Annotated in this window: 11 protein-coding genes; 4 read left to right on the top strand and 7 right to left on the bottom strand. The window is 59.6% G+C overall.

All coding sequences use genetic code 11. From position 1 onward, the window contains the following. Positions 1-57: 57 nt before the first annotated feature. The 4 genes from AB7783_RS17630 to AB7783_RS17645 are packed head-to-tail and all read right to left on the bottom strand — an operon-like array spanning position 58 to position 4,518. Positions 58-1,104, bottom strand: a complete 1,047-nt coding sequence (locus tag AB7783_RS17630; protein ID WP_441278326.1) for an Ldh family oxidoreductase — start codon at positions 1,102-1,104, stop codon at positions 58-60. 18 nt (positions 1,105-1,122) lie between these two features. Continuing rightward, positions 1,123-2,163, bottom strand: a complete 1,041-nt coding sequence (locus tag AB7783_RS17635) for an NAD(P)H-quinone oxidoreductase (protein ID WP_441278327.1) — start codon at positions 2,161-2,163, stop codon at positions 1,123-1,125. After that, positions 2,160-3,497 carry an MFS transporter gene (locus tag AB7783_RS17640; RefSeq protein WP_441278328.1) on the bottom strand — a complete coding sequence of 446 codons (1,338 nt, stop codon included), beginning with the start codon at positions 3,495-3,497 and terminating at the stop codon, positions 2,160-2,162. The genes AB7783_RS17635 and AB7783_RS17640 overlap by 4 nt, the downstream gene beginning before the upstream one ends. Before the next feature lie 58 nt (positions 3,498-3,555). Next, positions 3,556-4,518 carry a DUF6282 family protein gene (locus AB7783_RS17645; protein ID WP_441278329.1) on the bottom strand — a complete coding sequence of 321 codons (963 nt, stop codon included), beginning with the start codon at positions 4,516-4,518 and terminating at the stop codon, positions 3,556-3,558. 296 nt (positions 4,519-4,814) lie between these two features. Between AB7783_RS17645 and AB7783_RS17650 the strand changes: the two genes are divergently transcribed. Next, a complete protein-coding gene (locus AB7783_RS17650; RefSeq protein ID WP_441278330.1) occupies positions 4,815-5,654 on the top strand; it encodes a DNA-binding transcriptional regulator in 840 nt (279 codons plus the stop codon). A gap of 155 nt (positions 5,655-5,809) precedes the next feature. On the opposite strand, the gene AB7783_RS17655 is transcribed toward AB7783_RS17650, so the two are convergent. From AB7783_RS17655 to AB7783_RS17665, 3 genes are read right to left on the bottom strand one after another with little or no spacing between them, the layout of a single operon-like run. Continuing rightward, entirely contained in the window at positions 5,810-6,916 is a 1,107-nt protein-coding gene (locus AB7783_RS17655) for an ABC-type transport auxiliary lipoprotein family protein (RefSeq protein ID WP_441278331.1), read from the bottom strand. 1 nt (position 6,917) lies between these two features. Further along, the gene (locus tag AB7783_RS17660; RefSeq protein WP_231079407.1) at positions 6,918-7,697 is read right to left on the bottom strand and encodes an ABC transporter ATP-binding protein; all 780 of its coding nucleotides are present in this window, start codon (positions 7,695-7,697) and stop codon (positions 6,918-6,920) included. Between the two features lie 2 nt (positions 7,698-7,699). Further along, complete coding sequence (locus AB7783_RS17665; RefSeq protein ID WP_441278332.1) at positions 7,700-8,836, bottom strand: ABC transporter permease; 1,137 nt, start codon at positions 8,834-8,836, stop codon at positions 7,700-7,702. 429 nt (positions 8,837-9,265) lie between these two features. Between AB7783_RS17665 and AB7783_RS17670 the strand changes: the two genes are divergently transcribed. From AB7783_RS17670 to AB7783_RS17680, 3 genes are read left to right on the top strand one after another with little or no spacing between them, the layout of a single operon-like run. Further along, entirely contained in the window at positions 9,266-9,664 is a 399-nt protein-coding gene (locus AB7783_RS17670) for a translational machinery protein (RefSeq protein ID WP_441278333.1), read from the top strand. Continuing rightward, positions 9,588-12,143, top strand: a complete 2,556-nt coding sequence (locus AB7783_RS17675) for a phosphoketolase family protein (RefSeq protein WP_441278334.1) — start codon at positions 9,588-9,590, stop codon at positions 12,141-12,143. Before AB7783_RS17670 ends, AB7783_RS17675 begins: the two co-directional genes overlap by 77 nt. A 9-nt stretch (positions 12,144-12,152) precedes the next feature. Next, on the top strand, positions 12,153-13,352 hold the full coding sequence (locus tag AB7783_RS17680; RefSeq protein WP_441278335.1) for an acetate/propionate family kinase: 1,200 nt from the start codon (positions 12,153-12,155) through the stop codon (positions 13,350-13,352). Positions 13,353-13,401: the final 49 nt, after the last annotated feature.

The following is a 13,401-nucleotide window of genomic DNA, read 5'->3' on the forward strand; positions in this document are numbered from 1 at the left end:
CATGACGGCCGGTCTCATTTTAATTCTTACGGTGATGCTTTTGGGCAGCGCGTACCGTTAAGACGGCAGACGCTCTGGCGATCCGATTTCCTCTGCCAGCGCGTTCAACGTCGCGGACAATGCGCGTGGAATATCGATCCGGCCGCCATCGCTCTGGCGCTTCGTCCAACTGCGTTCACCCGGCGTACGTGGCGGCACCTGCGCGCGCGACGCGCGAATTTTCGCGAGCTCGGCGGACGCTTCATTGCGGAAGTCTTCGGCCGACCGGAAGTGTTCGATATCGATCGCCAGAAACAGCAGCGAACACAGAAACGGCTTCGAAAGGTCGCCATAGAGCGGCGCAACCTCGTCGCCGCCGGGCCCCTGCGACAGCAGGCTGCACATCAGATTGATCGCCAGCGACAGGCCGAAGCCCTTCGCGCCGCCCGACGGCAACAGCATGCCGTCGATCGCGGCCTTGGCATCCGTCGTAGGCTCGCCGTTGCGGTCGACAGCCCATGTCGGCGGGAGCGGCTTCCCTTCCCGCTCATAGACGCGGATCTTGCCGAGCGCCGCCTCACTCAGCGCCATGTCCAGGACAAACTCGGGCCCGTCGGACACCGGAAGAGCGATCGAAAGAGGATTGTTACCGACCAGTTTCTCCAGACCGCCAGGAGCCGGCATCATCGGCTTGGTGTTGCACATGGCGATGCCGATGCAATCACGGGCACTTGCCTGGCGTGTATACCGGGCCGCCGCGCCGAAGTGAAAACTGTTGCGAACGGCCACGACACCGACACCCGTCTCTTTACTGCGCTCAATGGCCATCTGCATGGCCGCGTCACCCGCCAGATGGCCGAACATGCCCTGCGCATCCAGCACAGCCATTGCCGCCCGGCTCTCAACCACAATCGGCTTCACAGCGGACGACACGCTCCCGAGGCGAAGCCGGCGAATATACATGTCGGCCTGCGACAGACCGTGCGACGGCAGACCGGCCACGTCGGCATCGACCAGCGCGCATGCCATCTGCCCGGACGCCAGCGACGGAAGACCGGCGCGCTCGAACAGATCCGCGAGAAACTCTTCGGCCGCCGCGACCGGCATTGCCAGGACATCACTCATCACGTCGTCTTTCGTGCTCTAATTCGGTCGGCCGTCTGGCACCACATAGGCAAGGGCCGGATCGACAATCAGCACGACCTTGCCGATCTGCTCATTGGCATCCATCAGGGCATGCGCCTTGGCCATGTCCTCCAGCGGAAATGCGGCGCAGATGCTGAGCCGCATCCGCCGATCCTCAAGCAATGGCCAGACCTCGCGCATCAGGGCTTTGGCAATCCAGCCTTTGTATTCCGGCGGACGCGGCCGTATCGTCGATCCCGTCAGCGTCAGCCGGCGGCGCACGATCTGCCGGACATTGATGTCGGCGCGCTCACCGAGGTGGCTTGCGATCAGGACAAGGCGACCATCGAAGGCCAGCAGTTCCAGCTCCAGATTGGTGTAAGGACCAGCCTGCGAGTCGAGGATGACATTGATGCCCTGCCCCTGCGTCGCTTCCACCAGCGGCTTGACCCAATCGCAGCGATAGTCGAGCGCGATCTCCGCGCCGAGATCGCGACAGATCTGACGCTTGGTTTCCGACCCGGCGGTGGCGAAGACACGCGCCGATCGCAGCAGCTTTGCGATCTGGATGGTCGCCATGCCGACACCGCTGGTGCCACCCTGTACGAGGATGCTCTCACCCTCCGCCAACTTGCCGAGAAGAATGACGTTGTTCCAGCAGGTGAACAGCACCTCGGGAAGTACCGAGGCTTGCGCGAAGTCGTATCCCCGAGGGATCGACATGCATTGCACGGCAGGCACGCTGCAATACTCCGCATAGCCGCCGCCGGCGACCAGCGCGCAGACCGCGCTGCCGACCCGCGGCCAGTTCACGTCAGGCGCTGTCGCGACCACAATGCCCGCGATATCGAGGCCGGGAATTTCCGTTGCGCCGGGCGGCGGCGGATAGAGACCGCGGCGCTGCTGGATGTCTGGCCGGTTCACGCCGGCCGCCACCACACGCACCAGCACTTCGCCGCGCGCCAGAGTCGGCAAAGCCTCTTCGCCAAGCGCCAGCACCTCGGGACCGCCAAAGCGGGCGATCCTGACCGCCCGCATGTCCGACGGAAGCGCCGTCATGACACGACCTGCCGGCGAGCGGCAGCAGCCGCAACAGTAACCTCACTCTCGCCGTCCGTCTTCGGCAGGACGCGCCATGTCAGCAACATCGCGGATGCGCTGACGGCCAGCAGACCCAGGCTGAGGGCGGGCACCGACATCGCAGCCAGCGCACTGCCTGACAAGCTCGCGACCCACGGCATGAGATTCTGCGCGGCAAAGCCGCCGAGGCTGCCGATCGTGCTGATGGCTGCAATCGCGGCCGCCGCATGCGCCCCCTTGAAGATCTGCGACGGCAGATACCAGAAGCATGGAAACATCAGCGAGACGCATGGGGTGCCGACCGCGAGCGCCACATAACGCATCCAGTTCTCGGTCAGCAGGGTCGAGGTGAAGAACGCCCCCATCCCGCACAAAGCGATCACCGCCATGCCGATCAGGACTGTGCGGTGCTCGCGCAGATGGCGCGGGAGCCAGACCAGGACCGCAGCAGCCACAGCCCATGGCAGTGCATTCAAGATACCATTCTGCGTGCCGGTCGTGCCGAATCCTTTGACGACCGTTGGCAGCCAATAGATGATTCCGTAGAGCGACAGCGTGATTAACGTGTAGACGAACGAAAACCACCACACCCTTGCGTCGATCAGCACGCGGAGCGGACTGGTATGCATGGTGGTGGCGATTTCATCGCGGACAAGCGCGGCCGCCAGCCGCTCCTTCTCCTCGGACGACAGGAAACCGGCCGTCTGCGGATTGTCGGGGAGATAGCGCATCACCAGAACGAACAGGATGGCCGCAGGCGCACCGGTGGCGATAAAGACCCACTGCCAGCCGGCGAGACCGAGCATGCCGTCGAAATCCAGCAGGATGCCGCCGAACAGCGAGCCGAACATGTTGCCGAGCGGACTGCCGATGGTGAGAAGCGCCACGGCCTGCACGCGGTAGCGCTTGGGAAACCAGAGCGTGAGGTAGAAGATGATGCCCGGATACGCGCCCGCCTCGGCCACGCCGACCAGGAAGCGTACTGCCGCAAACATCGAGCCAGTCATGCTGAAACCCAGCAGCACCGTCAGCATGCCCCATGTCAGCAGGATACGCGCAAACCAGAGCCGCGCACCGAACTTGTGCGCGGCCAGCGCGCTCGGGATTTCAAAGAACGAATAGCCGATAAAGAACAGCGAGGACGCCAGTCCGTACACGGTCTCGGACATGCCCAGGCTGCTGGCCATCTGCAGTTTGGCGTAGCCGACATTCGACCGGTCGATCACGGCCAGCATCATCATCGCCATCACAAGCGGCATGACCCGCCACATGATGCGATTCATCAGGGCTTCGCTTTCGCGATCCACGTTCATGGTTTCCTCGTCGATCTTGTTGGCCGACCTTCCCCGGTCGTTCTTGTCGGTCAGGATTCTATTGAGCGGCGCGCTTCGCCGGCAGATCGAGAAATGCCGCCGCGTTCTCGCTGATCAGTTTCTTGATCGAGGCGTGCGGCATCTGCAGATCGAGCAGCATCTGCGTGATGCTACGGAAACCATCCACCGGACGCTGCGAATCGAGCAGGCCCAGATCGGACGACAGAATGGTGCTATCCACGCCGGCGACCTCGATCAGGTGGGCCAGGTCGTCTCCGCTGAACTTCTTCGACTTGCCTTCGATGAACATGCAGATGGAATGTTCCATCGTCACGCCGAGCGCGACCAACTGGCGAATATCGCTATCGGCAAAGCCGACCACGTAGGTCGGATGATTGACCATCATCTTCTTGACGCCGCGGCGTTTGGCCTCCTCGAAGAGGACGTGCTGTTCCGAGACGTGGAGGTGACCGCCAGCCAGGATGATGTTGGCCTCCGCGATCAGATCGATGACCTTCTTCGTGTCATCTGTAAGCTTGCCGTGGGCGTCCAGCGCCGTGAGCGGGATCGGATCCAGCATCTTCTGGGATGTCTTCGGGAATGTCTTGGCCTGACCGCTGGCCTGAACATTGATATGGTTCGCGGCCGACAGCGTCGGCATCCAGACGATCTTGCCGCCGAGCTTGATCGCATGATCGACCGCGTGCGGATTGATGCCGCCGGATGCATTGTTCAGCGCCACGCCCGAATACAGGTGAACGCCGAGCTGCGGAAACAGCTTTTCCAGAATGATGGCATGCGCCATTCCGGGATAGAAGTGATCCTTATACAGCACCGCGCGAAAACTCGCCGCGGCAGCGTCTAGCATCTCCTCATGATGATCAAGTATCCGCGGCATCGCGGCAGGCCCGCTGTGGCAATGCAGATCGATCGCATCGACCAGCAGCTCTTCGACCTCCTTCGGACGGGAGAGCGGCGGGAGCGCGACAGTGTCAGGATATGAAATGGAATTCTCGGCCATGATGGCTGCCCTTCAGTGGATGCTGGTTCTGAGAAAATGGCGATCTGCCGATGAATGGCGGAGCCGCAGCCCACGCCTCATCGCGCGGCACTCCCGCGTCGGCGCGTACGCGACAGATCGCAGTAGCGCCCGACATTTTCCGGACATGGCAGGTGAACTGATTGCCACGCGATATTGGCGCGGCGCGACGACGCCATTGGCGCCCTGACCTCTCCGCAAGACACGGCACATCCTCCCACGACACGGCTGCGCTTCGGTGGCCTGAGCGGACACCGGCGCATTCTGTTGGGCGGATATTGCAACCGGCCGGGCCATTTGCCATATCTATTCGCCAGCGTTCCGCAGAGTGGAATCTTGGTATGGCCCCCCGTTCACCGAAGGTCGAAGCGGCAGCCCGCACGCTCATCCTGCTGGAGGAGTTGAACCGGCATCGCGTCGCCTCGATCCAGATCCTTCATCTCGCGACGGGCCTACCGAAATCGACCATCGTTCGGCTGATGAAATCGCTATGCGCCATGGGCTATGCCGCCAATGACCGCAGGCAAGGCGGCTACACGGTGGCGTCGCGCGTCAAATCCCTGAGCAACGGCTTTCATGGTGACCCACTGGTGGTCGAAGCCGCGCGCCCCTGGGCGCTGTCCTTTACGTCACAGCATCAGTGGCCGTTGGCGATCGGCGTTCTCGACCACACGTCCGTGGTCGTGCGCTTCAGCACCATTGCGGACAGTCCGGTGTCGCCGTTCCACGGAACGATCAATATGCATCTCAGCCTGCTGCGCCGCGCGCTGGGTCGTGCCTATCTGGCATTCTGCCCCGTCGGGGAGCGTCTGATGTTGCTCGACCTTCTTTCGCGATCGACGGATGATGAAGATCAACTCATCGGGGATCGCACACAGACATTGTCGATGCTGAGATCAATCCGGAAGCAAGGCTATGCCGAGCGGGATCGCGCCGTCGACCCTCGCTCATCCGGGACGATCGCCATCCCAATCATGAGTGGCGACAAGGTGCTTGCGACCGTTGGCATGACTTATTTCATGTCTGCAATCGATCGACGTGAGTTGCTAAAAACCTTCCTGCCCAGCCTTAAGACCTTGGCAGAGAACATCTCTCGAAGCGCTGCTGTCCTCAAGTGAATACGATCAATAACAACCGCGATTTCCAGGAAGGTCGCTGGACTTTATGATGGCGACGCCACATCAAATACGGGTCAGATCAAATAGGTCAAATTTGCATCTCGACGTCAGCTCTGCGCCAAAAGTGGACAAGCCAACCATTGCTGATTCCGAAGTCAGAAACTCTGGGTAGTCCAAGAGACGAGCTCTTTGGCAAGGCTTGAGAAAGCGGTGTCGAAAGCCCGAACGGTTCCTGGTGCATCCAGCTTTTCGATCCTCTGGCTCTGGCGAAATATCCGTGAAGCCATGACCTTTCCATCCTTATCCAAAATCTTTGTAGACAACTCAATTTCTGCCGCGGGCGTTTCATCGGGCCCAACGTCAAATCGTCTGACATCGATCAAAAGCTGATAATCGGGCTGAACGCCGTCCAGCGGCCGCGTGGGTGCATGCGTTACGTCGTAGTTTTCGAAACTCTCCAAGATCTTCGCCTGGATGAGCTTGGGGATGCTGTCTGCCCACTGCGCATCGGGGAAGGCCGCCGTGTCCTTGGGTTGCGAAAACAAGAATCGTTGCGTCTGCAAAAGGACGACAGCTGTTGGCTCGGGTATCGCGAGCTGCCCCTTAAGTATTTTGGTTGGTGCCGGGAAATCAACAGCAGCGCGAAGATTATAGGTCACCTTAGATACCGGAGAAGCGCCGCCGCCCGTCATTCGCTCCAGACCGCTGACAATTCCGTCGAGCTTTCCAGTGTTGCGAGCGAGTCCTTCTGAGAACACTTGAAGATTGGCGATCGTGCTTTTGAGCGGCGCGGCATTGTCCGCCAGAACGCCGTCGACCCGCCCAAGGGCATCGCGTGCCGCTTGTGTCATACTGCGGCCAGCGCCGGGTTCGGCTACCAGCATCGTCACGGGAGCGGAATTCGTCAACAATTTACCTCCCTCCAATGCGATTACCGGCACCCCCGTCAGTCCCTGGAAGTCCAATCCCACCTTTGTGTCACTGCGAACGGGAGTGGTGTTCACGACGGAGATGCTTGCATTGACGCGACTGGGGCTATCCTCCGCCAAATCGAGACGCGTCACCTCGCCCACGCGAATGCCGTTAAAGAGCACCGCGGCGCCCACCAGCAGACCCGGCACAGAGCCGTCGAACTGAATCTGATAGGCAGTCCGCGGACCTGAATTTCCGGTGCTATGCAGCCAGAATATAAAGCCGAACACTGCAGCGATAGCTGCGAGAACGAATGCGCCGACGATGACGAAAGGAGCGCGCGTTTCCATATCAAATCGCCTTTGGTTGGAGCATGAGGGAGCGCTTGCCATGGAAATAAGCCTTAACCCATGGATGCTCGGATCGAAGCAGCTCGCTCATCGGTCCGATCGTGACGATTTTTCCATCAGCCAGGGCGGCCACGCGATCACAAACGGTATTCAGACTGGCGAGATCGTGCGTGACCATGAAGACCGTGAGTCCCAGCGTCTTCTGCAACGTCTTGATCAGCGTATCGAAATCGCCAGCTGCGATAGGATCAAGGCCGGAAGTCGGTTCATCGAGAAAGACGATGGCTGGATCCAGCGCCAATGCGCGTGCAAGCGCGACTCGCTTTGTCATGCCGCCGGAGAGTTCCGACGGAAACTTGGCACCGTCTTCCGGCGCGAGACCCACCATTTCCAGCTTGGCATTCGCAATCTCGGCCATGAGTTCGTCTGAGAGCGTTGCATTCTCACGAAGCGGAAACTCAACGTTCTGCAATGCCGTGAGTGACGAGAACAGTGCTCCCTGCTGAAACAGCACTCCCCATTTTGCAGCGACATTCCTTGCCCGGCGCCCGGGCGTCAGACCGATATCGTTCCCCATCACCTCGATCTTCCCGCTATTCCGCTCAATCAAACCAATCACGGTCCGCATCAGCACTGATTTCCCGCCACCGGAGGCACCGACCAGCCCCAGGATTTCGCCGCGCCGAACATCGAGTGACAGATGATCGATGACGATATGGCGGCCGAAACCGACAACTAGGTCCTCAACATGGATGGCAACATGCGTATCTTTCTCCTGCATCGTTACATTCCTATCGACGCGAAAAACACGGCGAATAGCCCGTCGAGAACGATGACGAGAAAGATCGATTTCACGACAGATGTCGTTGTTTGTTTGCCTAGGGATTCAGCGCTACCTTTCACGCGAAGCCCCTCGCTGCACGCGACGATCCCGATCACCAGCGCCATGAATGGCGCCTTGATGATACCCACTTCGAAATGCGTCACCGAGATCGCCTCATGTAGCCGGGCTATGAATGTCACCGGCGACATACCCCCATAAAACCATGCGACGAGGCCTCCCCCGTAAAGCGCCGCGACCGCCCCTACGAAGGCCAGGATCGGCAATGCGACGATCAACGCGACGACGCGAGGCAGGATCAGAACATCGACTGGATCAAGGCCCATCGTCGATAGAGCATCAATCTCCTCGCGCATCTTCATGGAGCCTAGTTCAGCGGTGTAGGCGCTCCCGGATCTTCCGGCGACCATGATTGCAACAATGAGAACCCCCAGTTCACGCAACACCAGGATCCCTACCATATCGACCACATAAGCCTCCGCGCCAAACTTGCGGAAGTGGAAGATGCCTTGCTGCGCGATAATGGCGCCGATCAGAAATGTAATCAGGACCACGATCGGAAGCGCCTGCCAGCCGACCCGATAGATCTGGTAAACCAATGATGTCAGCCGAAATGATCTCGGACGGCGAAACACACCGACAGCGGCCAGACAAATCGCGCCGAGCATTTGAAGGAAAGCCGACAGATCCAGAACTGCCGCCAGCGCCGCCCGACCCAGCATTTCGAATCTGTCGGCGATGGAGTTACGCTCTGTGGGATCCGGATTGCGTCGTCGATTGACCTGTCTTAATTCCTCGATCAGATCGATATAATCTTCTGCAGCTCCCACAATGTGCGCGCGTTGGCCACCGCTGGCCAAATGTCGCGATAATCGCTCGATCAGCCAAGCGCCCAACGTGTCGAGCTCCCGGACGCCGGACATGTTCACGGTTACCGACCGTGCCCGCGCGAGCTGCGGCGCTATGCTGGCAGATAGTTGCTCCAGAGTTGCCGCATTGACGACGGTCCAACTTCCTGTTGGGCGTAATTCGAGCGCATCGCCACTGGCGCTGGCTATCAGCAAAGGTGCACTCATCACGACGATCTCCTGCGCTTATGCCAAAATAGGCCAGTGGAGGCGCCATCGAGCGTCGTCAGCAGGACGACACGCGGGTTGAAGTGGAGGCCACATGTGGGGTGACACGGATCGCCCTCAAATCATACAACGAAGTTCCTTCTGCCTGATCACGAAACTCCGTTTATCGTCGGCCTGTAACTTATCTTCGGAACTTCCGCCGCTCTGGCGGTTTGGATGAAGTGAACTAGATCATCACGCGCGTTCTGGTCTTTTTCAATTAGATCGTTTCTGACGTGACAGCTGTTTGACGTATGTCAAACGGCCGCTCACCGTTTGTCGTACTGTTCTGCGACGATATTCCGCAACAGCAAGCATGTACCTCGCTACTGCAGAGGATAACACGGCTGCAAGCGCGAGTTAGCGAGAGCAAATCGCAAACAAGGAAACAAGATGCATCATTATCATGCGGTCGTTTGGATCGACCATCGCGAAGCGAAGATATTCCATGTCGGCCTCACCGGGACAGATCAACTCGATCTTCATCCGACATTCGAGACACGCCACATTCATCACAAGGCCAACGAAATCGGAAGCGGTCATGTCCACGAAGACAAGGGGCTGATGAAAGACGTGGCGAACGCGGTGAGTGATGCCGGTGAGATTCTGATCATTGGTCCGGCGCAGGCGAAAACCGAACTGGCGACCTATCTGCGAGAGCATACGCATATCGGCAGCCGCATTGTCGGCGTCGAGGCCGCTGACCATCCGACCGATGGCCAAATCGTCGCTTACGCCAAGAAGCACTTCAAGATCGGTACATTGCGCGGCGACGCACCCGCAAGCCGCTGAAATTTGCGACCAAGCGATTGCGAATATTGGCGGCAGATATTTGCCGCCGTGCGGCGACTGGATCAAGGTGCAGCATATGCCACGTTATGGAGAAGCTTTCCTCAGCACCGACGAGGTGCAATTGATTGATCGCTACTGGCGCGCCGCAAATTACCTGTCGGTGGGTCAGATATATCTACTGGACAACGCGCTACTGCGCGAGCCGTTGCGCAAGGACCACATCAAGCCCCGGCTGCTCGGCCATTGGGGAACCACGCCTGGGCTAAACTTCATCTACGCGCACCTGAATCGCGTTATTCGCGCCCACGACCTCGACATGATCTATATCTGCGGCCCCGGCCATGGCGGCCCGGGGATGGTCGCAAATACATATCTGGAAGGCACCTATAGCGAGGTCTATCCGGACATTACCCAGGACGAGGACGGACTGCAGAAACTGTTTCGACAGTTCTCGTTTCCCGGAGGCATTCCCAGTCATGCGGCTCCGGAAACTCCCGGTTCCATCCATGAAGGCGGCGAACTCGGCTATGCGCTGGTGCACGCCTACGGCGCGGCCTTCGACAATCCCGACCTGATCGTCACCTGTGTCGTCGGAGACGGAGAAGCGGAGACAGGCCCCCTTGCCGCGTCATGGCACTCCAACAAGTTCTTGAGCCCGAAGCATGACGGCGCGGTACTGCCCATTCTTCATCTCAACGGTTACAAAATTGCCAGTCCCACCGTGATGGGACGGATGAGCGACGACGAAATACGCCATCTGTTTCATGGCTACGGTCATGAACCGATGTTCGTCGAGGGCAGCGATCCCGCCATGATGCACCCGCTGATGGCACACACGCTTGAGCGCGCGATCGACAGGATTCGCGCGATCCAGGCTTCCGCCCGTGACGGTCGCGCAATGGTGGATCGGCCGAAATGGCCCATGATCGTCATGCGCAGTCCAAAGGGCTGGACTGGCCCCAAGGAAGTCGATGGCCTGAAGGTCGAAGGTTTCTGGCGCGCCCACCAAGTGCCGATTGTCAACCCGCGCGGCAATCCCGAACATCTCAAGTTGCTCGAAGAATGGATGCGCAGCTACCGGATCGATGATCTGTTCGACAAAGCCGGTCGGTTGCTACCCGAGTTGCAGGCTCTGGCGCCGCAGGGGCACCGGCGCATGGGAGCCAATCCCCATGCCAACGGCGGTTTGCTGAAGCGCGAGCTGAAGCTGCCCGATTACCGTGACTACGCCCTCGATGTTCCTCAGCCCGGCGGGATTGAAGGCGAAGCAACGCGCGTGATGGGGCAGTTCCTGCGCGACGTCATCAAGCTAAACGCCGAGGCGCGCAATTTTCGCATCATGGGTCCAGACGAGACAGCATCCAACAGGCTCGACGCGGTATTCGACGTGACCGAGCGCGTCTGGATGGAGGGCATCGAGCCGTATGATGTCCACCTCGCCCAGGACGGCCGAGTGATGGAAGTGCTTAGCGAGCATCTATGTCAGGGCTGGCTGGAAGGCTATCTGCTGACCGGACGCCACGGGCTGATGTCCTGCTATGAGGCCTTCATCCACATCGTCGATTCAATGTTCAATCAGCATGCCAAATGGCTGAAAGTGTCACGAGCGCTGCCCTGGCGACGCCCCGTTGCCTCTCTCAACTATCTCCTGACATCCCATGTCTGGCGCCAGGACCACAACGGCTTCAGCCATCAGGATCCGGGTTTTGTCGACCTGGTCGCCAACAAGAAGGCCGATATCGTCCGGATCTACTTCCCGCCGGACGCAAACACCCTACTCTGGATCACCGATCACGTGCTTCGAACCTATGACCGCATCAATGTCATCGTTGCCGGCAAGCAACCCTCGCCGCAATGGCTCGGCATTGAGGAAGCTGCGACCCATTGCGACGCCGGGATCGGTATCTGGCCTTGGGCTGGCACCGAAGACACAGGCAGCGAACCGGATGTCGTAATGGCCTGTTGTGGCGACGTCCCTACCCTGGAAACCATGGCTGCGGTGGACCTATTGCGGCAAGCCGTACCCGACTTGAAGGTCCGCGTCGTCAACATCGTCGATTTGATGACGCTGCAACCCAAGACACAGCACCCGCACGGACTGGATGACCGCGACTTTGATGGCATGTTCACCCGGGACAAGCCGGTGATCTTCGCCTTTCACGGTTATCCCAACCTGATCCACCGCCTGACCTACAGCCGCGCCAACCATGCCGGCATGCATGTGCACGGCTTCGAGGAGGAAGGGACGACGACCACACCGTTCGACATGGTAGTACTGAACCGGCTCGACCGCTTCCATCTCGCCATGGATGTCATCGAACGCGTTCCTGGCCTCAGCATCACAGCAGCGGCGATCAAGCAGCAGTTTCGCGACAAGCTGCTCGAGCACACAACTTATGTGCGCGCCCATGGCGAAGACATGCCGCAGATTCGCGATTGGAGCTGGCCAGACCACTTCACCAAGCACACCGCCGACTGAGGACAAGCGATGCCTGATGCCGTCCTTGTCGTGAATTCCGGCTCCTCAAGCATTAAGCTTGCGCTATTCGATATCGTATCAGATGGAGAGCCGAGATTGCTCTGCCGGGGGAGTCTGGACGAGCACGACGCCGAGCCGCGCCTGACGATCAAGCAGACCGACGGGGCCATTCTCTATGATCAGCATCGCAAGGTCGCGGACGGCCACGGAGAAGAACTGCTGCTTGATGCGTTGAATTGGATCGATGGCTATCTTGCCAGTGACGATCTGGTTGCAGTTGGTCATCGCGTGGTCCATGGCGGACTGGCCTTCGCAGCGCCGGTCCGATTGACGGGATCGATGGTCAATGAGCTTGAAAAGGTGACACCGATGGCGCCACTGCATCAACCACGCTGTCTATCCCCGATACGTGCGATCATGACCGAACGGCCAGAACTGCCCCAAATCGCCTGCTTCGACACGGCGTTCCACCACTCACTTCCCGCCTCCGCCACCCGCTTTGCCATTCCACGCCAGCTCCATGACACCGGCATCCGCCGCTATGGATTTCATGGACTGTCGTTCGAGTTCATTGCCGGACGACTCCAGGAACTCTCACCATCTCCCGACGGGAAACGATGCGTTGTCGCGCATCTGGGTAGCGGCGCCAGCCTATGCGCCATCCGTGGGGGCGCCAGTATCGACACCACGATGGGCTTCACGCCGCTCGACGGCCTGGTGATGGCTACCCGCTGCGGCGCCATTGATCCCGGCGTGCTCCTCTACCTGCAGCAAGAGCGCGGAATGTCGGCAACTGACCTCGAAAATCTGCTCTATCGAGAATCCGGGCTGCTTGGAGTGTCGGGACTATCAGGCGACATGCGAGCACTGCTCGCCAGTAAAGATCCGCATGCCTCCGACGCCATCGATCTGTTCGTGACGTCCATCGCCAGAGAAACAGCGATGATGGTCAATAGCCTTGGTGGCATGGAGTGCCTGATCTTCACCGGCGGGATTGGCGAGCACGCACAGGAAATTCGACGGCGCGTTTGCGAGCGGATGAGCTGGCTGGGCTTAGCCGTCGATGCAGACGCAAACGATGCAGGATCCGCGTGCATCAGCACTCGGGATAGCAGTGTTGAAATCCGGATCATTCCAACGAACGAGGAGTTGGTCATCGCGCGTTATTGCGTAAGGAACCTAGCCGATGGCATCTCCGATCCAGCCTAGGAGATCCACCTTCTGCTTCAAACTACCGAGAGACATTCGACGGGCTACC

The sequence above is a fragment of the Tardiphaga sp. 172_B4_N1_3 genome, from assembly GCF_052076035.1.
Classification (GTDB): Bacteria; Pseudomonadota; Alphaproteobacteria; order Rhizobiales; family Xanthobacteraceae; genus Tardiphaga; species Tardiphaga robiniae.